27 protein-coding genes and 1 riboswitch are annotated in these 23401 nt (G+C 40.7%); of the genes, 12 read left to right on the forward strand and 15 right to left on the reverse strand.

Features of this window, described 5'->3' with window-relative positions; genetic code table 11:
- Positions 1-49 precede the first annotated feature (49 nt).
- From BMX50_RS02170 to BMX50_RS02185, 4 genes are all read left to right on the forward strand, one after another.
- Positions 50-910 carry a glycosyltransferase family 2 protein gene (locus BMX50_RS02170; protein WP_091207026.1) on the forward strand — a complete coding sequence of 287 codons (861 nt, stop codon included), beginning with the start codon at positions 50-52 and terminating at the stop codon, positions 908-910.
- Positions 911-1079: 169 nt separating this feature from the next.
- A complete protein-coding gene (locus tag BMX50_RS02175) occupies positions 1080-2168 on the forward strand; it encodes an Ntn hydrolase family protein (protein ID WP_208864623.1) in 1089 nt (362 codons plus the stop codon).
- 7 nt (positions 2169-2175) lie between these two features.
- A complete protein-coding gene (locus BMX50_RS02180) occupies positions 2176-2979 on the forward strand; it encodes a phytanoyl-CoA dioxygenase family protein (RefSeq protein ID WP_091207028.1) in 804 nt (267 codons plus the stop codon).
- A gap of 115 nt (positions 2980-3094) precedes the next feature.
- Positions 3095-3889 carry an SDR family NAD(P)-dependent oxidoreductase gene (locus BMX50_RS02185; protein WP_091208570.1) on the forward strand — a complete coding sequence of 265 codons (795 nt, stop codon included), beginning with the start codon at positions 3095-3097 and terminating at the stop codon, positions 3887-3889.
- An 82-nt stretch (positions 3890-3971) separates the two neighbouring features.
- On the opposite strand, the gene BMX50_RS02190 is transcribed toward BMX50_RS02185, so the two are convergent.
- Positions 3972-4169: a hypothetical protein gene (locus BMX50_RS02190; RefSeq protein ID WP_091207031.1), complete on the reverse strand. Its 198-nt coding sequence runs from the start codon at positions 4167-4169 to the stop codon at positions 3972-3974.
- Between the two features lie 175 nt (positions 4170-4344).
- Between BMX50_RS02190 and BMX50_RS02195 the strand changes: the two genes are divergently transcribed.
- From BMX50_RS02195 to BMX50_RS02210, 4 genes are read left to right on the forward strand one after another with little or no spacing between them, the layout of a single operon-like run.
- Positions 4345-4821: a DUF4442 domain-containing protein gene (locus BMX50_RS02195; RefSeq protein WP_091207034.1), complete on the forward strand. Its 477-nt coding sequence runs from the start codon at positions 4345-4347 to the stop codon at positions 4819-4821.
- 9 nt (positions 4822-4830) lie between these two features.
- Positions 4831-5286, forward strand: a complete 456-nt coding sequence (locus BMX50_RS02200; protein WP_091207037.1) for a GNAT family N-acetyltransferase — start codon at positions 4831-4833, stop codon at positions 5284-5286.
- Positions 5287-5302: 16 nt separating this feature from the next.
- Positions 5303-5935, forward strand: coding sequence for an AlbA family DNA-binding domain-containing protein (locus BMX50_RS02205; protein ID WP_091207040.1), 633 nt, complete (start codon positions 5303-5305; stop codon positions 5933-5935).
- A 52-nt stretch (positions 5936-5987) separates the two neighbouring features.
- Positions 5988-7370, forward strand: a complete 1383-nt coding sequence (locus BMX50_RS02210) for an MATE family efflux transporter (protein ID WP_091207043.1) — start codon at positions 5988-5990, stop codon at positions 7368-7370.
- On the opposite strand, the gene BMX50_RS02215 is transcribed toward BMX50_RS02210, so the two are convergent.
- From BMX50_RS02215 to BMX50_RS02240, 6 genes are read right to left on the reverse strand one after another with little or no spacing between them, the layout of a single operon-like run.
- Positions 7367-8269 carry a histone deacetylase family protein gene (locus BMX50_RS02215; protein ID WP_091207046.1) on the reverse strand — a complete coding sequence of 301 codons (903 nt, stop codon included), beginning with the start codon at positions 8267-8269 and terminating at the stop codon, positions 7367-7369. The two genes, BMX50_RS02210 and BMX50_RS02215, sit on opposite strands and share 4 nt — an antisense overlap.
- A gap of 5 nt (positions 8270-8274) precedes the next feature.
- Positions 8275-9129, reverse strand: a complete 855-nt coding sequence (locus tag BMX50_RS02220) for a bestrophin family protein (protein WP_091207048.1) — start codon at positions 9127-9129, stop codon at positions 8275-8277.
- 12 nt (positions 9130-9141) lie between these two features.
- Complete coding sequence (kynU, locus tag BMX50_RS02225) at positions 9142-10425, reverse strand: kynureninase (RefSeq protein ID WP_091207051.1); 1284 nt, start codon at positions 10423-10425, stop codon at positions 9142-9144.
- A gap of 25 nt (positions 10426-10450) precedes the next feature.
- Positions 10451-11053, reverse strand: coding sequence for a DNA-3-methyladenine glycosylase (locus BMX50_RS02230; RefSeq protein ID WP_091207053.1), 603 nt, complete (start codon positions 11051-11053; stop codon positions 10451-10453).
- Positions 11050-11697, reverse strand: coding sequence for an alpha/beta hydrolase (locus BMX50_RS02235; protein WP_091207056.1), 648 nt, complete (start codon positions 11695-11697; stop codon positions 11050-11052). The genes BMX50_RS02230 and BMX50_RS02235 overlap by 4 nt, the downstream gene beginning before the upstream one ends.
- A complete protein-coding gene (locus tag BMX50_RS02240; RefSeq protein WP_091207060.1) occupies positions 11697-12173 on the reverse strand; it encodes a GAF domain-containing protein in 477 nt (158 codons plus the stop codon). Before BMX50_RS02240 ends, BMX50_RS02235 begins: the two co-directional genes overlap by 1 nt.
- Before the next feature lie 164 nt (positions 12174-12337).
- Here BMX50_RS02240 and BMX50_RS02245 point away from each other — a divergent pair, with 164 nt between their 5' ends.
- Positions 12338-12949 (forward strand): DUF3291 domain-containing protein, encoded by a 612-nt coding sequence (locus tag BMX50_RS02245; protein WP_244280812.1) that lies wholly within the window; start codon positions 12338-12340, stop codon positions 12947-12949.
- A 7-nt stretch (positions 12950-12956) separates the two neighbouring features.
- Positions 12957-13205 carry a hypothetical protein gene (locus BMX50_RS02250; protein ID WP_091207066.1) on the forward strand — a complete coding sequence of 83 codons (249 nt, stop codon included), beginning with the start codon at positions 12957-12959 and terminating at the stop codon, positions 13203-13205.
- A 225-nt stretch (positions 13206-13430) separates the two neighbouring features.
- Here the strand turns inward: BMX50_RS02250 and BMX50_RS02255 are convergent, their stop codons facing one another.
- The 4 genes from BMX50_RS02255 to BMX50_RS02270 form a co-directional block, all read right to left on the reverse strand.
- Entirely contained in the window at positions 13431-14144 is a 714-nt protein-coding gene (locus tag BMX50_RS02255; protein WP_091207068.1) for a Dph6-related ATP pyrophosphatase, read from the reverse strand.
- 14 nt (positions 14145-14158) lie between these two features.
- Positions 14159-14845 carry an SIR2 family NAD-dependent protein deacylase gene (locus BMX50_RS02260; protein ID WP_091207071.1) on the reverse strand — a complete coding sequence of 229 codons (687 nt, stop codon included), beginning with the start codon at positions 14843-14845 and terminating at the stop codon, positions 14159-14161.
- A gap of 85 nt (positions 14846-14930) precedes the next feature.
- Complete coding sequence (locus BMX50_RS02265) at positions 14931-15503, reverse strand: DUF6580 family putative transport protein (protein ID WP_091207074.1); 573 nt, start codon at positions 15501-15503, stop codon at positions 14931-14933.
- A gap of 51 nt (positions 15504-15554) precedes the next feature.
- Positions 15555-17507 carry a TonB-dependent receptor plug domain-containing protein gene (locus BMX50_RS02270; protein ID WP_167667784.1) on the reverse strand — a complete coding sequence of 651 codons (1953 nt, stop codon included), beginning with the start codon at positions 17505-17507 and terminating at the stop codon, positions 15555-15557.
- A gap of 120 nt (positions 17508-17627) precedes the next feature.
- Positions 17628-17822: riboswitch (cobalamin riboswitch) on the reverse strand.
- On the opposite strand from BMX50_RS02270, the gene BMX50_RS02275 reads away from it, so the two are divergent.
- Both BMX50_RS02275 and BMX50_RS02280 read left to right on the forward strand, forming a co-directional pair.
- Positions 17796-19124 carry a serine hydrolase gene (locus tag BMX50_RS02275; RefSeq protein ID WP_317040859.1) on the forward strand — a complete coding sequence of 443 codons (1329 nt, stop codon included), beginning with the start codon at positions 17796-17798 and terminating at the stop codon, positions 19122-19124. Its footprint overlaps the riboswitch before it by 27 nt.
- Before the next feature lie 66 nt (positions 19125-19190).
- On the forward strand, positions 19191-19925 hold the full coding sequence (locus BMX50_RS02280; protein ID WP_091207081.1) for an SRPBCC family protein: 735 nt from the start codon (positions 19191-19193) through the stop codon (positions 19923-19925).
- A gap of 111 nt (positions 19926-20036) precedes the next feature.
- Here BMX50_RS02280 and rplT read toward each other — a convergent pair whose 3' ends face one another.
- From rplT to thrS, 4 genes are all read right to left on the reverse strand, one after another.
- Positions 20037-20381: a 50S ribosomal protein L20 gene (gene rplT, locus BMX50_RS02285; protein ID WP_022829871.1), complete on the reverse strand. Its 345-nt coding sequence runs from the start codon at positions 20379-20381 to the stop codon at positions 20037-20039.
- Positions 20382-20462: 81 nt separating this feature from the next.
- Positions 20463-20663 carry a 50S ribosomal protein L35 gene (rpmI, locus tag BMX50_RS02290; protein ID WP_090525627.1) on the reverse strand — a complete coding sequence of 67 codons (201 nt, stop codon included), beginning with the start codon at positions 20661-20663 and terminating at the stop codon, positions 20463-20465.
- Between the two features lie 91 nt (positions 20664-20754).
- Entirely contained in the window at positions 20755-21321 is a 567-nt protein-coding gene (gene infC, locus BMX50_RS02295; protein WP_091207084.1) for a translation initiation factor IF-3, read from the reverse strand.
- Position 21322: 1 nt separating this feature from the next.
- Positions 21323-23248: a threonine--tRNA ligase gene (gene thrS / locus BMX50_RS02300; protein ID WP_091207086.1), complete on the reverse strand. Its 1926-nt coding sequence runs from the start codon at positions 23246-23248 to the stop codon at positions 21323-21325.
- Positions 23249-23401: the final 153 nt, after the last annotated feature.

The raw sequence follows: 23401 nt of genomic DNA on the forward strand, positions 1-23401 counted from the left end.
ACCTAAAATTCTATTTATAATATTTCTGCAAATAAATTTCACCTTTTATATGATAACAGATCAGAACTTAATGGTTAGCGTTTGCTGTACAACTTATAACCATAAAGATTTTATCAGTCAAACTATTGAGAGTTTTCTAATGCAGGAAACAAATTTTCGATATGAAATTGTTGTTGGCGATGATTGTTCAACCGACGGCACAACGGAGATCCTGAGATCATATAAGGAAAAATATCCCGACAAAATCAAGATCATATACCCGGAAAAAAACCGCGGGGCTCATTTAAATACCATTAATACCATTAAAGCATGTGAAGGAAAATACATTGCCCTTTGTGATGGTGATGACTTTTGGACAAGCCCTCAAAAACTGCAAAAACAGGTCGATTTCCTGGAAAACAACCCGGAATATGTTATTTGCTGCCACTATACAAGAGTAATTGATATCAACAATAACACACTAAATATTGAGCCAAATCCAGTGCCGCTTGAGTATACTTATCATGATTTATTAGTTGGGCGCCAGGTGGAAACTAAAACTGCCACTGTTGTTTATCACAATATCCCCGAAGTGCACGAATTGTTTCAAAAACAATGGTATACGAGCTGTTATGCAGCTGATAAGTTTTTTAAACTTTTCGCCACCTTTAATACCGGGCGTAAAATATATGTAATGCCCGAGGTTATGAGCTGTTATCGCAATCACGTTGGCGGCATTTGGAGCATGATAAAAAATGAAGCCAGAATGGAAATGGTTATTAGCGACTTTAACCTGATCATCAGGCGTTTTCATTATCGCGGAATGCAAAAGAAAATGCTCTTGTTGTTATATATTAAAAGATATATACTATTTGAATTAGGCCGTTTCCGGTTACGTAAAGCTTTTGAAACTGTAAAATACTTGCTTTAAGCTACATTACACTTTCATCTTCCTGTTATACTATTAACTTGTGCGCCACCACGGCGGCACCCGAATAAGTATTAGCCATAAACTGTCAATGTTATTGACTGATTAAGTACCCCATGCCCTCCCCCAGGCATACAATCAACAATCACTTACAACAATCAAAAATCCACTTATGAACTATCGAAGTTTCACCATACGCAATAGAAAGGATTGGGATGAATACATAAGCCGGTCGTATGCCCACGAGGGATTTCACACATGGTATTATCACTCTTTAAATAATGAAGGCGAGCCGCTTTTATTTGTTTATGAAGAAGATACAGTTTTTATAGCATTACCTGTCATCAAAAGAAAAATTGAAGGTTCCGGATACTTCGATATGACCTGTGTGTATGGTTATTCAGGCCCCTTATCCAACAAATCTCTTGAGAGCTTATCCGCCTTGATAATTAAACAATTTAAGATTGCATTTACCGATTTCATGAAAGAGGAATCAGCTATTTGTATCTTTTCAAGATTGCATCCATTCCTTAATCAGCATCATCTGTTGGAAAACATTGGCGGCATTAAGGATAATGGTACCACACTGTACGTTGACCTTTCCATGTCTGAAGAAGATCAACGAAAAGGCTACGATAAAAGACTTGGCCGCCAAATCAGAAGCCTGCGAAAAATGGGATTTACAATTAAAGAGGCAGATACAATTCAGGAAATAGAAGATTTTGCCGAAATGTATTATAAAAATATGGATAGGCTAAATGCTTCATCTAACTATTATTTTGATGTTCAGCATTTTATTAATCTTCTTAACGAAGAATACATGAAAAATAAGCTGATCTTAATTTACGACGGCCTGAATCTTACATGCGGAGCACTCATTTTATTATCGGATAACATCGTAAGAAACCACCTTTCGGCCACCTCTCCCGACTATCTGAATATTTCTCCGAGTAAACTATTAACAGACGAAATAAGTATGATTGGACGACGGTTAGGAAAAAAGATCTTTCATCTTGGAGGCGGCGTTGGCGGAAAGGAAGATTCACTTTTCAATTTCAAAAAGCTCTTCTCAAACTTACAGGTAAAAGACCGGATCTGGTGTTACGTTAACGATGAATCGGCATATAACGATCTCGTTTTAAGATCAGGTGTTGACGCCAATCCCGAAGTTAAATTTTTTCCATTATATCGTCATCCTAACAGAAAAATACAAGCAACTACTTCCGAACCCGAAACCACGACTATCGACAACCTTAATTAATAACAAAATGAAAAATAAGTTTAAATATTCCGATGCTGACCTTGCCGTATTTGACCAGGTAATGGATGAATATGGATGGATCATATATGAAGATGCCCTGGATGATGCCTTCATTGACGAAATAAGGGATTCATTGGTGCCTGCGTACGATGTGAGGCGTAAAATTCAAATTGCTAATGGTATAGGCGACAATATGAATGGCACGTTGCACCACCTCGTTGAAAGGGAAAGATTTTCATTAAAATTTCTTGAACGAAAATATTGTGCAGATCAGATGACGCACTTTTTAAAGGGAAATTACATTATCAACTCATTAGGTGCGGTAATTAATTTAAAAGATGAAAAACCTTATGTGCAAAATATACACAGGGACATCAGGAGCTTTACAGGAGATTTTAAAGTAATGATCCAGATGATGATCACCTTAGATGAATTCACTGCCGAAAACGGGTCGACCTTTTTTTTGTCAGGCTCTCATAAAAAAGATGATAAACCGGAAGCTGATTTCTTTTATGAAAACGCAGATCGTGCTAATACAAAAAAAGGTAGCATTATTTTGTTCGATTCCAATTTGTGGCATGCGGCCGGTAAAAACTATACGGATGCAACGCGGCGAACTTTAACCATGGCTTTTACCAAGCCGTTTTTCAAACAGCAACTTGATTACCCCAGATTTTTAGGTTATGAATTTGGCGAAGGATTAAGCGACGACTTAAGGCAGATCTTGGGCTACAAATCCCGTGTACCGGAAAACTTGAATGAATATTATCAGCCGGTTGAAAAAAGAATGTATCAACCAGGACAGGGTTAAGTTGCCGACGTTCAATACTTCACGTCAATTGTCAGTATTGTTCAATCTTTGATTTTAAAATCTGCTAAAAACCAACATCGGTGTTACACTTGTGTTATCAAGCAAAAATAAAATCATGGACCTTAAACTTAATGACAAAATCGCGTTGGTAACCGGATCAACAGCTGGCATTGGATATGCTATTGCAAAATCATTGGCAAACGAAGGCACTACTGTATACGTAAATGGCCGCAACCAAACCAAAGTTGACGAAGTTGTAAAAAAACTGATCACAGAAACCGGCAATAATAAAATTAAAGGAATTGCTGCTGATTTTTCAAATATTGCGCAAGTTGACGCTTTGACAGCACAATTGCCCGAAGTCGATATTCTGGTAAATAATGTTGGCATTTTTGAACCCAAACCATTTACCGAAATTACGGATGCCGATTGGTTGAGGTTTTTTGAGGTTAATGTGCTAAGCGGGGTGCGGTTATCAAGGGCTTATTTTGATAAAATGATCAGCAAAAACTGGGGCCGTATCATTTTTATTTCCAGCGAATCTGCATATCAGATCCCCGAAGAAATGATCCATTACGGAACAACCAAAACAGCTCAAATTGCCGTGGCACGTGGCCTGGCCGAACTTACTAAAAGCACAGGCGTTACTGTAAATACCGTTTTACCTGGCCCAACGTTATCTGAGGGTGTTGGCGATTTCATTGAAGCGTTAGCAAAAGATCAGGGTTTAAGTAATACAGAGGTAGAAAAAGAATTTTTCACTAATGTGCGTGGCACTTCATTAATAAAACGCTTTATCACTACAGATGAAATTGCAAGTATGGTTACTTATGTTGCAAGTCCGCTATCGGCAGCAACTAATGGTGCAACTTTACGCGCCGACGGCGGTGTTATAAAAACCGCATTCTAAAATTTAAAAAAGAGAAAAACGCATAAAAAAATCCCGGTCAGGTGAAATACCCGGCCGGGATTTTTTTATGCGTTTTAAATTACTAATGCTTGGTAGTATCTTTTTTTGCAGTGTCTGTTTTAGCTGTGTCAGTAGCGGCCGGTGCAGGTGTGCTTTGGCTTGTTGAATCCATTTTTGTACTGTCAGAGCCATCGCCTGCTTTTTTTTCTGAACTGCAGCTTGTCGCAATGGCGCCAATCATTGCCGCGACAAGTGCGAAACTTAAAAATTGCTTTTTCATAGTTATTTGCTTTTAATTAAATGATCAATTTATATTGAACCATACTATAAACCAAGCTTTAGTGGTATTGTTTACTGGTAATTCTGGATTTTGTTATCTTTTTATTTTTAAACATAGGCTTGTTTGATCCACATTTGCCAGTCATTGTTTAATTTTTTTCTGATCTTTAAGCGCTATGGTGGTATCCGAAGGATTATTAAAGTGGGTAATGCGCTTCTACCCTCCTCTCCTTTTCCAGCGTATCTGGGTAGTTAAATTCAGTAAAGGCTACCGCGGTGTTAAGGTGAAGATCAGGAAGAGTTTTCTTAATAAAAACTATAATAACTCAATTTTTGGCGGCACACTATTTTCGGCTGCCGACCCTTTTTATCCCCTGCTCTTTTATCAAATATTTAGCCACAAAGGTTATAAATTGACAGTTTGGTCAAAATCAGCAAGTGTAAAATATACCAAGCCTGCTGCAACAAATTTATTTTTCAATATTGAACTGACGGATAGCGATATAGCCGATGCGGAGCATATTTTAAATACCACCGGTAAATTTATTCGCTTCTTCCCTATTGATATTTACAATAAAGATGGCGAAATATGCGTATCCGTCATGATTGAGGTTTATGTACGCAACTTAAACTTTATTGATACTACTATATAATTTATACTGATGACTGTAATTATGAATGACGAAGCTTTTGAAAAAAAGGGCTTCATGATCTCAACCGATAAAAACCTGCTTAATGTTGATGTTATTTATGATTACCTCAATAATGAGTCATACTGGGCAAAAGGCATTCCGCGACAAAAATTAGCCAGGGCAATCGAAAACTCTATGTGTTTTGGTATTTATTTCAACAATGAACAGGTTGGCTTTGCACGGGTGGTTTCTGATAATGCTACGTTTGCCTACATCTGCGATGTGTTTGTTTTACCTGCTCACCGGGGCAAAGGCCTTTCTAAATGGTTGGTACAAACCATTGTTAGGCACCCCGACCTGAAAGGTTTAAGAAGGTGGTCGTTAGCTACTAAGGATGCACACAACTTATATAGCCAGTTTGGTTTTTCACCCATTTTACGGCCAGAAACCTGGATGGAAATTTTCACACCATATATTAAGCCCTGATAACTGATAAAAGGCTATGAATAAAACAAACGTAAAGAAGCTGATTTTTGAAGGAGAAGGTGTAAGCGTCGACTTTAAAAAAACAATAACCAGTTGTGAAAAGATAGCCCGTACAATGGTATCTTTTGCCAATAATAAAGGTGGTAAGTTACTTATTGGCGTATCGGATGACGGCACAATAAAAGGTGTTAAATCTGAAGAGGAAGAAAAATACATGATAACAAAAGCGGCGCATTTGTTTTCGCGCCCGGCCCTTGAGCCAACTTTTGAAGAAGTTTATTTTGATGATAAGCTGGTGCTGGTTGTAGATACCCCGGCAAGCGAACTAAAACCGCATTATGCCCTTGCCGAAGATGGTAAATGGTGGGCTTATGTACGTGTAAAAGATAAAAGCGTACTGGCGAGTAAAATTGTGCTGGAGGTTTTGAAACGCTCATCAAATGATCAGGGTGTTTTAATTGAGTATTCTGAAAATGAAAGCACCTTGCTTGGCCATTTAGAAAAGGTCGGCCGCATCACTATAAAAGAATGTAGCGAGCTACTTAAAGTTGGGCGTCGCCGTGCGCAGAATGTACTTGTCGACCTGATATTGTCAGGCCTGATTAAGATCAATACAACCGAAAAGGAAGAATATTATACAGCCTGCTGACTTTTGTGTGTGCCCAAATGGTTACTTTTACGGTCCTGTTGCCTGAGTAATTATGAGAGCCATTTACCAAAAATACAAGCCTTATTATCTTGAAAGCCTTAAACTGGCTATCCCGGTAATTATCTCAAATGTTGGGCATACTCTTGTGCAAATGTCTGATACTATTATCGTAGGGCACTTTGCAGGCACCATTTCGTTAGCTGCAGTATCAACGGTAAACAGTCTTTTCATGGTTCCGTTAGTTATTGGTATGGGCATCTCCTATGGGCTAACACCGCTTGTTGCTCAAAATAACGGCCGTAAAAATTATAAAGAATGTGGATTGCTGTTGTCTAACAGCTTATTTCTCAATATCCTGAGTGGGATCATCCTGTTTTGCGGAATTTACTTTGGCACCATGTTGCTTATTGGGCATCTTGATCAATCGCCGGATGTAGTGAAAGAAGCCAAGCCTTATCTATTCCTGCTTAGCCTGTCGCTGATCCCTTTACTTATTTTCAACACATTTAAGCAGTTTGCCGAAGGCCTGGGCTTTACCAAACAGGCGATGATGATATCCATATGGGGCAATTTGATCAATATCTTATTGGGGATAACTTTTGTTAAAGGCTTGTTCGGCATTCAACCTATGGGCATTAAGGGCGTTGGTTACAGCACACTCATTGATAGATGTTTGATGGCTACCGTGATGGGTGTTTATGTTTTTCGGTCGAAGAATTTCAAAGCATATTTAACTGACTTCGCAATAAAGAATATCGACAGGTTGCGGGGGATTCAAATCATGAAAATCGGGGCGCCTGTGGCCATGCAATATACTTTTGAGATCAGCGCCTTCGGCGGAGCTGCTTTATTAGTGGGCACTATTGGCGTGGTTGCTCAGGCGGCACATCAGGTAACTATCACCATGGCCTCCATGACTTATATGATGGCCAGCGGTATAGGCGCTGCCGCTGCTATTAAATCGGGAAATTACTTTGGCGTAAGCGATCATCGCAATTTAAGGTTGGCTGCTATCTCCAATTATCATATTGTATTGCTATTTATGTGTTTTACGGCGATAGTATTTGCGCTGGCAAGAAACCTTTTGCCATGGATAATTACTTCAGATAAAGAAGTAATAGTTATTGCATCACAATTACTTATCATTGCAGCTTTCTTTCAGTTATTTGATGGAGCACAGGTTGTTGGGCTTGGCGTACTGAGGGGCATGGGCGATGTAAATGTTCCCACGGTTATTACTTTCCTGGCTTATTGGGTGATAGGTTTACCCGTTGGTTATCTGCTTGGCATTAAATTTAATCTTGGGGTATATGGGGTATGGTATGGTTTGGTACTTGGCCTGGGTACCGCATCTATACTTTTGTTTGCGCGCTTCAACCTGCTTAGCAAAAGCCACAAGATCAAACCGGCAATACCGATAATAGCCAAAGATTAGAAATAAAGATCAATGGCCGTTTTAAACGTATTGCAATGCGCTTCTACAATATCTTTAATCTGCGGTGAATAACCTCCTCCCATACTCACCTGTACCGGTATACTATGTTTAATGCATTGCTCAAAAACAAACCGGTCGCGGGCTTTGCATGCTTCTTTGCTTAACGCAAGCTTACCCAGTTTATCAGTAGCCAGAATATCTACTCCCGAAAGGTAAAAGATAAAATCAGGCTTCTGTTGTTCTATTAATCGAGGCAGCGTTGTTTTAAGAATGTCAAGAAACTCATCATCGCCTACGCCATCCTGCAAAGGAATATCCAGATCAGACCGCTCCTTTCTGTAAGGGAAATTATTGGCACCATGCATAGAGAAAGTGAATACACCTGGCTCGTTTTCAAAGATCTGGGCTGTGCCATTGCCCTGGTGCACATCTAAATCAATTATTAAGATAGATTTAGCTAAGTAATTATCCAGTAAATAATTAGCCGCAATAGCCTGATCATTCAATAAACAAAAACCTTCACCCCAATTACTGCCCGCATGGTGAGTGCCTCCGGCTACATTGAACGCAACTCCGCTTTCGAAAGCGTACCTGCAACCATCAATTGTACCTTTAGCAATTCTTATTTCCCGCTCCACCAACCGCGCTGATAACGGAAATCCTGTACGGCGTTGTTCCTTTGGAGGTAGTGTTAAATCCCGAAGCTGGTGCCAGTAATTTTCATCATGAGTACGAATGATGACATCTTCTGCCAGCAGATCCGGAGAAAACAGGTTATCCTTGTTTATCACACCTTCATGCAATAGCTGTGCGGGGATCAGCTCATACTTCAGCATCGGAAATCGATGACCTTCGGGCAGCGGATGGGCGTATATCGGATCGTAAGCTATTTTGAGCATGCCTTCTATCCTATCAACTCCCCTACATGCTTTTGGATATTATCGCAAATGCTGTCCAGCGGTAAATCGTTGGCGTCGCGGCCAAATGGATCCTCAATTTCTTCGGCCAATAACTCAATACTTGCAAAAACAAAAAGCACAAAGCAAATTATAGGGATGATAAAATACTTCAGATCAAAAGCCCAGGTAAACGGTAGCGTCATGATATAGGTGAAGATAAACTTCTTGATAAATACATTATACGAAAACGGAATAGGTGTTTTCTTGATGCGTTCGCAAGCACCACAAATATCTGTAAAAGAGGTAATTTCTGCAGTTATGCTAAATAATTGCTCCGGATTAATTACACCTTCTTTATTTAACCGGTAAACATTTTTTATCATTTCAGAAGCTACCTGGTTAGGTACGTGTTTCAGGACATCAATACTAATAAACGGCTGTTCTTCGGGAACGTATTCGTCGCGCAAATGATCACGCAGTGACCGTGCGTAACGGGGGATCGCATAATTGAAAAAGGCCAGGTCATCTTCACCGATTAGATGCTTTAGTTTGATAGCGAGGTTGCGACTATTGTTAACTAAACTCCCCCAGATCTTGCGCCCTTCCCACCAGCGGTCATAAGCCGAGTTGATACGGAATGCCAGCAATAATGAAAATACGAAACCTATTGTTTGATGGATGAAGATCACTTTCCTGAGTATGCTGGTATCAGGCAACTGCCAAAAATCTATCAGGAAATAAGTAACAACACCGGCATACGCGCCTACCGCAAGCATAAGCGGAAATAACTCGCGCAGTGTTTCCGCTTTGTTTATTTTAAAAATAAATGAAAACCATTCTTTGGGATTATAATAAACCATATCTCTTGAAATTTAAACAGCTTTTAATGCGTCAGCTATTAAACCAGCTGTCTTGTAAACATCTTCAAAGGTATTGTAAAGTGGTACAGGACTCAGGCGGATCACGTCGGGTTCGCGCCAATCGCCTATAACGCCATTTTGTGCCAGGTAGTTAAAAATTCCCCGCGCATTTCGCTTGCAAACTACCGAAAGCTGGCAGCCGCGGGTAGCCGGATCTGCCGGAGTAATGATCCTGTAAACTTCTTCGCCCTGCTCCTGATTGATCTCCCGAATCAAAAACTCCAAATAACCCGTTAAACGAACGCTTTTCTCCCGGAGGGTATCTAACCCATCCGCATCATCAAAAATAGCCATGGAGGCTTTAAATAAAGCGAGAAGCAATATTGGACTTGTGCTAACCTGCCAGCCGGCAGCGCCGATTTCCGGGTCGAAGCCCGGAGCCATCAGGAATTGTTTATCCCGGCGATAGCCCCACCAGCCGGCGAACCTGTTTAGTTCTTTACCGGTAAAATGTTTTTCGTGCACAAAAATGCCGCTTATACCACCCGGCCCGGAGTTCATGTACTTGTATGAGCACCAGCATGCGAAATCTGCACCCCAGTTGTGCAACTGCACAGGTACATTGCCCGCAGCATGAGCCAGATCAAAACCGGCGTAAGCGCCTGCTGCATGAGCAGCATCGGTTATCGCTTTCAGATCAAAGAACTGCCCTGTATAATAATTGATACCACCAAACAGTACTAAAGCCAGTTCATTTTTATGTTGATCGATAGTTTGAATGATATCTTCAGTTCGTAATGTAACCTCACCTTCCCGCGGAAAAATCTCAATTATTGCATCTTTAGGATCAAGACCATGGAACTTTACCTGGCTTTCCATGGCGTATTGATCCGAAGGGAAAGCCCCTCCTTCCATGATAATTTTAAAACGTTTATTATCTGGTTTATAAAAACTTACCATTAATAAATGAAGGTTTACTGTAAGTGAGTTCATTACGGCAACTTCATTTTCCTGCGCACCAACAATGCGGGCAATTGAACCGGCAATCGATTTATGATAGTCAAGCCAGGGATCATCTCCCTGGAACCAACCTTCAACAGCAAGATTTTTCCAGGTGTCTAATTGGTCGGCAAGATATTGCTGCGCCGATGCAGGCTGCAACCCAAGTGAATTACCACAAAGGTAAACTACATCTTCGCCATTGTGCTTTGGGATCAAGAAGCGACTTCTGAAATCTTTAAGCGGATCTTGCTCATCCTGCTGCCGGGCAAATGCCAGATCGTTTTGATAGTTCATTCGCCAATATTACAAAATAGGAAGCTTATTTATTGGGCTTGCTTACGTAAATATTGCCTTTTACATAGAAGCGATAAGGCAACAAGGCATCTTCGGCTGCGTACGCTACCCCTATCCTCGGACCGGCTTTTATCTGCGCATCAGAAAAAGTCAAGCCTCGATCTTCAAGCCAGATAGTATCACTTTGCAGGCTAAAAGCATTGATGTTACGCGAAATCCCTAAAGCCTTAGCTACCGAACCGGGGCCCGCAGTAATATTGGGCTTAAGCACCGGCATATTGCGACGCACCTGCATAGCCTCTATACCATCGGTGGGCTGAATGGCCCGGATAAGGATTGCCTGCGGATGACCTTCGCTTGAGGTAACGATATTGAACATTTCATGAATGCCATAACAGAGATAAACATAAGCGATGCCACCCTGCATGAACATGGTTTTAGTCCGCGGTGTATTGCGATTACCAAACGCATGCGAAGCTTTGTCCACAACGCCATTATATGCCTCTGTTTCAACAATATATCCACCAGTAATTGCACCATCGATACAGGTAAATAAATACTTACCTAACAGGTCTTTACTGATACTTACCACATCATTGCCCAGGTAATAACTTTCAGGTAATTTCATTTTTTGAGGATCCCCTTCAATAATTTATTGATCTCTTTTGCCTTATCAAAGATCATAATATGTGTGCCGCCCTTAACAACTGTAGCACCTTTTATTTTTTTATAATCAAACACCAGGTCTTTATCGCCGGTAATGTGATAGAGATTTGGCGGGACAATTTCGTTTTTCCAATGCAAAATGGCATACATGGCCCATTTCATAAATATCGGCGATGATTTTTTGAGCATGTCGCTAAATAACCATGCATCCTCCTGGCTCATGTGACCAAACAAAGGTTTAACCATGAAGCCCATTGAATTAAATACTTTACCCGGAATCATTTTGTAAACAGGCAGCGTGCGGAAGAGCTTAAAATACCCTGGCGCCTCATCGCTGGTTTTAATACTGGAGATCAGGACAACCTTTTCTACCGGTATAAACTTCGCCATTTCAACGGCGATGATCCCACCTAAAGAATTACCAATGAGTACAGAATTAGGCTTAATATTATATTGATAAATAAGCCTTTGTGCATAATCAGGTAAAGTGTCGTTTAAGTCAGGTTCAACCCAATCAACAGTAATTACCTCATGTTCATTAAGGTTGATATTATTGTAGACACGGGTGTCGGCGCCGAGACCGGCGATCAGATAGATCCTGCTCATTAAAAATTAACAAGCTTTACTATTTGCTCAAGATACTGCGCGTCGGTTTCGTTGAACTGATCCAGCAATTCACTATCCACATCAAGTACCGCCACTACTTTATCATCCTTAAATACCGGCACCACGATCTCTGAGCGCGAAAGTGAGCTACAGGCAATATGCCCTGGAAATGCCTCAACATTAGGTACAACCAATGTTTTAGCCTGCTGCCATGACGCACCGCAAACGCCTTTCCCCAAACCAATGCGGGTACAAGCTACGGGACCTTGAAATGGCCCTAACACCAACTCGTTTTCTTTAACCAGGTAAAAGCCTACCCAAAACCATTTAAACTGCTCTTTTAAAGCCGCTGCAACATTGGCCATGTTGGCCACCAGGTCGGGCTCGCCATAAAGCAAAGCTTCAATTTGAGGGATAAGCGTGGTATACTGTTCGGTTTTATCGGTTGATGCGGTAATTGTTAAATCCTCTGCCATGATACAAAAGTAAGGATGTGGTGTTGAAAGTAAATAAGGCAAATATCATATTTAATCTTTTATTTAGCATTTGCATGATCGTTAGCCTCACCATAATTCGCTACCGCAAACTGTTTATTCCTTTTGCTCTATTGGCTATGGCGATTCATCGTCTCCCCTTACTGATGCAAAAAGGATGCAACTTTTACAAGCTTCTGGGCTCAGGAAAAAACGGAACCTTTGACCTTGAACCGGACTGGCAACAATGGGGCTTATTGGCCTGTTGGGATAGCCGCGATGATTTTGATGTATTCTACAACCGTTCATTTGTTTCTTCCTGGTGGAGGCTGTTAGGTACCGAAAACTGGACGATACTTTGCGCTCCAATACAAAGCCATGGAAGCTGGGATGGTAAAGAACCTTTTGGCAAGCCGGACGTAAGCGATATTAGCGGCCCGGTTGCGGTGCTCACGCGCGCAACTATAAAATTTAGCAGGTTAAAGAATTTCTGGGCTAATGTAGATACAGTTGCAAATATGATGACATCCGCTCCCGGGTATATAAATTCGTTTGGCGTTGGCGAAGCGCCGGTATACAGGCAGGCTACGTTTTCTGTTTGGGAAAGCCTGGATCATGTAAAGGCTTTTGCATATAAAAGCCCCGAACATGCCGAAGTAATAAAAAAGACGAGAAGCGAAGGCTGGTACAGTGAGGAGCTATTCGCCCGGTTTAAACCGGTTGCCAGCTTTGGTACCATCAATGGAAAAGATCCGTTAAACGGATTATTGGATAAATAAAAAAGACATGAGAATTATTGCAGAACTCCCGCACCCCGATTTCAAGATCTCTATCCTGAATATGAACAACAAATTTATTGTGAAGATAGAGCAGGGCTCCCTTGAGCAAAGTTACAAGATCCCCGAGATGGATTTAACCGATGGTGTTAACAGTGTTTTTGAATTGCTTGACGAAGAATTTTTAAAGAAAATAGCAGCCCGGTTTAATGACATGCGTATGGATTACAAGGATGCTTATTTCAGATATAACTATTAAGTTAACCAATACAAATACCTAATAATCAACTGCTTATAAAAGCAAGCAATCTGAAACAGAATTTAATTTGGCAATTAATTGCCTTTCGGGCACTAATTGATTTTATCTTTAGCTCTATCTAAATAAAAAGTTAAGATATTTTAAGTTAAAGTTCTGATAGTTAATAAACTTATAACACCAAACAAAATTTAATTCTGCGTTGAATTTGGCAAAATAAATGATAAGTTAAGCCAATAAAAGATCGCAATACCAAAATCCGGAAGGTTTTGAGTCTGCAGCAGAAATACAGGAATCATCTGTGTTTTTGGGCGCCGCATATTCCTTAAAAATCTTTACCCCGGTTTTATATTTTATTTCGTGGGCAAAGATCGGCCCTTTAAAAGCGAAGGTGTGGAACTCTCCATTCTCGCCGCATACATCAATATCATCGGGTAAAGCATCAATCAGTTCGTGGGTAATTTCCTTTCCAACTATCCTTTCCAAACGCTGCTGGGTGCAGGCTATCACCGTTCCAAAACCGAGGTTTAAAAACTCATTTATAAGTTCTGATGTATCCCGTTTCCATAACGGATAAATCCCATTAAGACCAGCTTCACTCAATCGGGCATCGCGGTAATCTTTAAGGTCCTGTAAAAATATATCTCCAAAAATGGAATGGGTTATGCCCTCGTTTTTGAAACGGGTTAAATGATAACGCATAACATCATCATACTCTTTCATCCCAGGCATTTCGGGCAGGCGGATTTGGTATAAAGGAATACCGATAGCTTCAGCCTGTTTGATCAGTAACTCAGTCCTTACACCATGCATCGAAATCCTGTCGGCCGCGTCATTAATGGTGGTCACAAGATACGCGATCTCAATCTCGGGGTTTTGCAGACAATAATATAAGGCGAGAGCGCTGTCTTTACCGCCGCTCCAATTGAAGATGCACTTCATATTTAATTAGTGATTTAATCTTTCAATAATTCATTTACCAATGCCGGCACACCTATGGTAGCCTTTTCCTGGATCTTAATTACATTTCCCCTTACATTTACCGAAGGAATATTAGGGTCGATAATATATTTCGGCACTCCACGGTCAACATAACCGATCAGCCCGGCTGCCGGGTAAACTGCCAGCGAGGATCCAACGAGGATAAATAAATCAGCACCAGCGCAGATCGCGGCTGCCGTTTCTATCATTGGCACGGCTTCCCCAAACCAAACTACATGCGCTCGCAATTGCGAGCCTAATTCGCATTTCTCTCCCATTTTTATTTCCCAGCCATCGATAGGGTAAGTTAGCTCCGGCTTGATACTTGATTGCGACCGGGTGATGATCCCGTGCAGGTGTACCACGTTAGTTGAGCCTGCCCTTTCATGCAGGTCGTCGATATTTTGGGTAACGATGGTCACTTTATATTTTTCTTCGAGCGCGGCAAGTGCATAGTGGGCAGCATTGGGTTTTGCCTCCAATACGGATTTACGGCGCTCGTTGTAAAACTGCTGCACCATAACCGGGTTATGCTCCCAGGCTTCGGGTGTGGCTACATCTTCAATATTGTAACCTTCCCACAGCCCATCGCTGTCCCTGAAAGTTCTTAAGCCGCTTTCGGCGCTGATTCCGGCTCCCGTTAGTATTACTATATTTTTCATATTGATTTAAGTAGACAGCCTGAGTAGGCCATAAAAAAAGCGGACTGTTTTTCAACAATCCGCTTTAAATTTAAGTTCATTTATCTTATAAAGCCAATTGCTTTTTATCCTGTAGAAAAGTATACTTACTCTTCGCCAGCTCAAAGCCGCCAAAAAGTATCGCACTGAACACTAATGTACCAAGCGCCATATTGCGTTCAAACGGAATAGCTTTAACCAATGATTCTCCATAACCAGCCATAGTATGCGGGTAAAGCGTACCATATAACCATGGCAAATCTGTAATTAACCAGTGAATTAAAACAGCCGTAATTGAGCCTAAAAGTACATTGATAACATTTACTTTCTCAAGCAAATTGCCCACCAGTACCATCAAAGCAAAACATAAGTACACCCATGCTGCACCGCCATACCATAAAGTTAACTTTGAAGTGTACAGGTAATTAATCACAATATCTGTTGTAAATAATGTAAGCAATACTGTTGCATACCCCTTCCACTTTGAGGTAAAATAAGCACCACCAAATAATGCAATAGCACCTACCGGATTGAAATTACTCAATTCTTTATACTTAAATGCTAAAAGCCTGAATGCGGCAGCAACCAGGATCATCAGGATCAGGAACAGGTTGCGGTTGGTGTTATCTTTTGCGGTCATGATTTTATATATGGCGTAAAATTACTTAATAATCCGAACAATAAGCAAACGCTATTTAATTTGATACCTGGCACCAAGCATGAAGTTGATACCGCGTGTGTTATATCCTAACCAGTCTACGTATTTCGTATCCAAAACATTGTTAAGGTCGCCAAAAACATTTAAGTTTTTGGTTGCTTTGTATTCCAGGTGTAAATCTACCAGGTTATAGTGCTTCAGTGTAATCACTTCTGATCCAGTGTTTGTAAAAGTCAAATCAGTACGGTTACCTGTATATTTGTAGTTAACACCTACCTCAAAATCACTTAAAACATCATAGCTGATATTAGCGCCGAAAGTACTTTTAGGCCTGCGGTAAAGATTGCTGGTTTGTACACCGGTTTCATCGGTAAGCTTACCTGTTACATAAGCGTAATAGGCAGATGCGTGTATTTTGGTGTCGCGATATTTTAACTCAGTTTCAAAGCCTTTATCTTTTTGCCCTTGTCCGTTCTTATAGAAGGAGCTATACGGGGGGGCCGATTCAGAGAAAAAGTAGATCACATCTTTTGTATTACGCTTAAAAAACTGGGTATTAAATGACAGCGTGTTTTTAACAATCTCCCAATCAAAACCAGCTTCATATGATGTAGTGATCTCAGGATTTAATTTGGGATTGCCATATTGAGAAAACAACTGATATAGCGAAGGCGACCTGAATGCTGAAGCTATTGTACCGAAAACTTTAAACTGATCGGCAAGGAACAACGATGGATTGATGGTGTAAGTAAACTTGTCGCCATATTTGCTGTGGTTGTTGTACCTGCCGCCTAACTCCATGTGGAAGATATCGTATTTAAAGAATAACGATGTATAAGCACTGAAGATATTATTAGCAGCATCACCTGCTTTGATAATGCTTGGCACACCCGGATAAGATGTTGATTCATACAGACTGTATTGACTTGTGTTGCTGTATTTAAAGGCCGCGCCGCTGGTAATATCCAAATACTTATTCAATTCATAATTAAACACAGCTTCAGCATTAGTTATACGACCTGTATTTTTTGTAACCTGGTGGGTTCCGTAATTGTCAGACGGCAGGTTATTGAAATCATTTTGAACCGTATTTTGCGACAGGTTTACATTCAGGTCACCTTTAGGCAAAATCAACTTTGCACCTACACCACCAAATAAAAAAGTGTTTTTATAAGTGTAATCATTATCATTAGTAAAAGCTCCATATGGCAGATCACCGGTATTATGGCTTACCTGCAAATTTCCGTTCAGGATAAATTTAGATGATATGTTTTGGCTCAGGTTTACACTGGCAGAGCGCTGATGAAAACCATCTTTCTTAAAACCGCCTTTGCCTGTAGTATCTGTAGCAGCGGCAAATCCCTTTGAATCGGTATTTGAAAGATTGATGGCAATATCGGTATTTTTTACACGCCCAATTAATGACGCCGATTCTTTAAATGTATTGTAGCTGCCGCCGGTTAACTGCAAGCCACCGGTTAATCCTTGCTCTTTTGCTTTTTTGGTGATGATATTGATAACGCCGGCTACAGCGTCAGAACCATACAGTGTTGAACCGCTTCCTTTTAAAATCTCGATATGATCTATCATATCCAGCGAAAAGGCATTAAGATCGTAACTGCCGTCAATGCCTGATGCATTGTTTACCGGGAAGCCATCGACAAGGATAAGGGTATTGCCCGATGACGCTCCGCGCAGGAAAACCGAAGTGCTAATGCCGGGAGCATTATTTGCGCCCGAAAAAGTTATACCGGCAACAGTATTTAATAGCTGAGGTAATGATTTGCCCTGCGATTTATTGATCTCATCGGCAGAGATTATAGTAACAACGCGACCGATGTCTGACAGTTTTTTAGGCGAACGACTTGCCGTTACTACCACCGTATTTAAAGTGCGTGTGGTATCCTGTGCATATGCAGCATTGGCTGATAAACCAACAGCTAACAAGCCGAAACCCAAAGTAATTTTAGCGTACTTTTTTTCCATGTATGATTGATATGTATAAAATAATAATGCAGCCTGAATAGCATACACGGAAATGAGTAAAATGAAAACACGCCAATTGAAGAGCATTCACATTCAAGCTTCAATCCCCGAAAGCTATGAATAACATATAATGCCTTGGCAGGTCTTCTGACTTACCCCCCATTTGCCTGGCCTTCCCTCCTATTTTCAGAAAGTGACCTATAGATTTGGCAACGGTTACGGAGCTTACAGCTGCGGGACAGTTACGGACTTACACCGTATTCCCTTTTAATTCATTAAACAATTTTAATGAAACCTAAAGCGCTGCAAAAGTACAATAAGTATCTGTTAACCTCAAACTACATAGCTATATTTATCAGGATGAAACATTTCTGCATTTTACTATTGATGATGATTGCGTTTTCCGGTTTTGCCCAGCAGCCGGATACTGTTTTTCTGAGAGGATTATTAAATAGCCATCCGGAACTATTTTCGGGCATCCTGAAGCATCCCACACAAAATGAAATACAGATCTTATATACCCGGATAGACAGGGACAAAAACAATGTTCCCCATTTTACCTCATACAGTTATCGCCTTAACGCTAATCATTATTTTTATCCTGCAAGTACCGTAAAGCTTCCTACAGCTATATTCGCGATTGAAAAACTAAACGAGCTAAAAATAAAAGGCCTAAGCCGCAAATCGGTAATGATTACTGACAGTTCATTTGCCGGCCAAACTAAAGTCAGGACAGATACATCATCTGCAACAGGTTTACCAAGCATCGAAAACTATATTAAAAAGATCCTGCTGGTAAGCGATAACCATGCCTATAACCGGCTGTATGAATTTGTGGGGCGGGCGGAGATCAACCAAAAGCTTAAGAAATATCATCTTAATAACACCCGTATTGTAGGCAGGTTGGCCATCGGCGATGCCGGTGAAAGTACAAGGCACACCAATCCTATCGATTTTTATGATGATAACAAGCTGGCTTATCACAAACCGGCACTATATGATACATTGAATTATCCTATGCACCTGGAAAATATGCTGCAAGGCAAAGCTTATTTAGATAGCAGTGACCGGCTGGTTAATAAACCACTTGATTTTTCTGAGAAGAATGTTTATTCCCTTGCCGATCAGCAGATGGTACTTAAACGATTGCTATTCCCCGAAACATTTCCGAAAAAACAACGCTTTAATTTAACTAAAGATGACTATCGCTTCATTTACCGGTACATGAGCACTTTCCCTACCGAAAATGCTAAACCGACTTATAGCCGGCCCGAATATTTCCCGGCCTATTGTAAATTCTTATTTTATGGTGGAGACAGTACAGCTGTTATAAACCCAGATATCAGGGTCTTTAATAAAGTTGGTGACAGTTATGGTTACGATATTGACAATGCTTATATCGTGGATTTCAAAAACAAGGTGGAGTTTATGCTCAGCGCCGTTGTGCAATCAAATGAAGATGGCATACTGAACGACAATAAATATGAATATGCTACGGTATGTCTGCCTTTCCTGAAAAACCTTGGGCAGGTGATATATCAATATGAGTTAAATCGTCCTAAAAAGCACCAGCCAGATTTAACTAAGTTCAAGTTCGCCTATAGTAAAAAGCAATAAAATTCACTTCAGAAAAAACTTAGTAGCCATAAAGGTGTTCTAAAAACGACAACTATTTAAAAACCTATGGCAACTACAATAGTAAAATATACCGACAACTTCCCTGTACTTTATGGTGATGACCGCATAAACCTGAATTGGCCCGAGCGCTTCACCTCTATTGCAGGCGGCATGAAACTCGGCTTCTCTGGTTTTAAAAACATTTTTAAAAACCCATTCGCAAGTATCGTAAAAATAGGTGCCGGTGGTTACCTGTTAAACCGTGGCATTACCGGGCATTGCGAACTCTATAAACGCATTGGCAAGCTATCAACCAATCCCATAAATGTAAATATCCGATCCTCGTTCATCGTAAACAAACCGCGGAAAAAAGTATACGAGTTTTGGCGCAAGCTGGATAACCTGCCGTTGTTTATGAAACACCTGGAAAGCGTGGAGGTCATCGACTCAAAATATTCGCATTGGGTATTAAAGCTGCCGAAAAATGTAGCAACAGTTAGCTGGCATGCCGAAATTGTTCATGACGAACCTAATGAAATGATCGGCTGGAGCTCGCTGTCCGATTCAATGATTAACAATGCGGGTAAAATACGTTTCCAGGATACGGTTGACGGACAGGGAACTATTGTTGATGTGGTGATCAGCTATCAGCCCCCGGCAGGTGGTGTTGGCGCAGGTATAGCTAAAATACTAAACCCTGTATTCAAAAATATGGTTGATAAGGATATCCAGAATTTTAAGCAGTATATGGATATCAATAATGATGCTGATGAATTTGTGAATGTGATAGTAATTGAATAATCATATGCCTTTCCTTTGGCAGGCAATGCTTTTGTGAGGACACAAAAGCCAAGGAGATAAAACAAAAAAGGCCGCAAATTGCGGCCTTTTTCTTGCATTTATAATGCGATATTATTTTACTGCATCAACAACTGCTTTGAAAGCATCCGGGTTGTTCATCGCTAAATCAGCTAATACCTTACGGTTTAAACCAATTTCTTTAGCGGCTAATTTACCCATTAACTGAGAGTAAGAAATTCCGTGCTGACGGGCACCAGCGTTGATACGTTGGATCCATAAAGCTCTGAACTCTCTCTTTTTGGTTTTACGGTCGCGGTAAGCGTACTGTAAACCTTTTTCAACTGTGTTTTTTGCAATGGTGTAAACCTTGCTACGTGAACCCCAATAACCTTTGGCGAGGTTCATGATCCTTTTCCTGCGTCTTCTCGACGCTACTGCGTTAACTGAACGTGGCATCTTGTTTGATTTTTGGTAGTGAGTGCCTGCATCTCGTGTGCCGGACTTAAAACTCTAATACCTGGTTTTAAAATTTGTGAATTACTTTCCGATACAAAGCATACGTTTTACGTTACCCATGTCAGCATCAGATACTAAGCTGGTTTGACCAAGGGCACGCTTACGTTTTGTCGACATCTTGGTTAAGATGTGGCTTTTGTATGCGTTTTTTCTTGCGATTTTACCGGTTCCAGTAAGCTTAAAGCGCTTTTTAGCACTGGAATTGGTTTTCATTTTTGGCATAACTCTATTTATTTGTGTTAGATATTAACGTTTCTCAACGTTTTATTTTTAGCATCTGCACATTTTTAATTTGCACATCTGCACATTTTCATTATTTTTTTGCTGCCTTTGGTGCAAGGGTTAAAAACATCCTTTTTCCTTCAAGCTTAGGTAATTGCTCCACTTTACCTACTTCTTCTAATGCCTGGGCAAAACGAAGTAGTAAAATCTCACCTTGTTCTTTGTAAACAATGGCACGACCTTTAAAGTGTACGTAAGCTCTTACCTTTTCTCCAGATTCCAAAAACTTAATGGCATGCTTTAATTTAAATTCAAAGTCATGGTCGTCAGTATTCGGTCCGAAACGGATCTCTTTAATAACCGTTTGCTTGGCATTACTTTTTATCTCTTTAAGCTTCTTTTTCTGCTCGTAAATAAACTTATTGTAATCAGTTACTTTACAAACGGGTGGTACGGCGTTTGGAGATATTTCAACCAGATCCAATTCCTGCTCCTGCGCTATCGCAAGGGCATCTCTTAATGAGTAAACTCCCTGCTCAACATTATCACCTACAAGGCGAACTTCCTGAGCCCTAATGAATTGATTGATATTATGTTCAGCTTCTTTTTTCTTAAAAGGAAGCCTTGGTCCTCTATTGAAAGGTTTGTTTAATGCCAAGTTATACTGTTATTTCTTTAGTTATCTGTTCTTTAAAATCTTCTATGCTCATACTTCCCAAATCACCGGTACCATGTTTACGTACAGAAACTAAGCCTTCGGCAGCTTCTTTTTCGCCCACAACCAGCATGTAAGGGATTTTTTTGACTTCAGCATCACGTATCTTTCTGCCTATTTTCTCGTCCCTGAAGTCGATTAGCCCGCAAATATCGGAATCTTTTAATATATCAGAAACTTTTTTTGCATATTCTTCATATTTTTCTGATATGGGAAGTATAATGAACTGCTCTGGCGATAACCACAGCGGGAAATTACCTGCGCAATGCTCAATTAATACCGCAATAAAGCGTTCCATCGAGCCAAACGGAGCCCTGTGGATCATTACCGGACGGTGCTTTTGATTATCGCTGCCAGTGTATTCCAGTTCAAAACGCTCAGGCAGGTTGTAGTCAACCTGGATGGTGCCCAATTGCCACTTACGACCAAGCGCATCCTTCACCATAAAGTCAAGCTTAGGGCCATAAAACGCAGCTTCACCATATTCTACTACAGTTGGCAAACCTTTTTCGGCTGCTGCTTCAATGATTGCGTTCTCGGCTAATGCCCAGTTTTCGTCGGTACCTATATATTTAGCGCGATTTTCAGGATCACGTAATGATACCTGTGCAATGTAATTATCAAAGCCTAAAGCTTTAAATACATACAGCACCAGGTCAATCACCTTTTTAAACTCATCCTTCACCTGGTCCGGACGGCAAAATAAGTGGGCATCGTCCTGAGTAAAGCCACGCACACGGGTTAAACCATGCAACTCACCGCTCTGCTCGTAACGGTATACAGTACCAAACTCTGCAAAACGAACCGGCAAATCTTTGTATGAACGCGGTTTTGTTTTATATATCTCGCAGTGATGCGGGCAGTTCATCGGTTTTAAGAAGAACTCCTCTCCTTCCTGCGGGGTTTTTATCGGCTGGAAGGAATCGGCGCCATATTTTTCGTAGTGTCCTGATGTTACGTACAAGTTTTTATGACCGATATGCGGAGTAATTACCTGCTCATATCCTGCTTTAACCTGTGCTTTTTGCAAAAAGTTCACCAAACGCTCACGCAGTGCAGTGCCTTTAGGCAGCCACAATGGTAACCCCATGCCTACCTTTTCCGAAAAAGCAAACAGTTCCAATTCTTTACCCAACTTACGGTGATCGCGCTTTTTAGCTTCTTCGATCATATGCAGGTACTCAGTAAGCTCACTTGCTTTAGGGAAAGTAACGCCGTATATGCGGGTTAACTGTTTGCGTGTTTCGTCGCCACGCCAGTATGCACCGGCAAGGCTCATCAACTTAACCGCTTTTATAAAGCCTGTGTTAGGGATGTGAGGCCCACGGCACAGATCTGTAAAATTACCTTGAGTATAAAAAGTAATAGCACCGTCAGGCAGGTCTTTAATCAGATCCAATTTGTATTCGTCACCTTTCTCAGTGAAATACTCAATAGCATCGGCCTTGCTCACCGGTTTACGGATGTATTCCTCTTTGGTTTTAGCAAGCTCAATCATTTTATCCTCGATCTGCTTAAACTCGTCAGAAGATAAAACCTTGTCGCCAAAATCAACATCGTAATAAAAACCAGTTTCAATTGCCGGACCGATACCAAATTTAGTACCCGGATATAGGGCTTCTAAAGCTTCGGCCATTAAGTGGGCTGATGAATGCCAGAAAGTTGATTTACCATCGGCATCATTCCATGTTAATAATTTAACATGGGCATCCTGCTCAATAGGGCGGCTTGCATCCCAAACCTGGCCGTCTACTTCGGCTGCTAATACGTTACGTGCTAAACCTTCAGAAATCGACTGCGCGATTTGCATAGAAGAGATCCCTTTGTCATACTGACGAACGGATCCATCGGGAAGTGTAATGTTAATCATCTACAACTATGATTTAAAGTTTTATAAAATTACGTTTAAACGGTCACCTACAAAGTGACCCTCATTTTGTGGGTACAAAAATAGAATTTTAAATAGCATTTAGCATCATACCATTTTCAAAATTTTATTCGATGATATCAGAAGGAATTAATG

Origin of the sequence: Mucilaginibacter gossypiicola (assembly GCF_900110105.1) — a bacterium.
Taxonomy (GTDB): Bacteria; Bacteroidota; Bacteroidia; order Sphingobacteriales; family Sphingobacteriaceae; genus Mucilaginibacter; species Mucilaginibacter gossypiicola.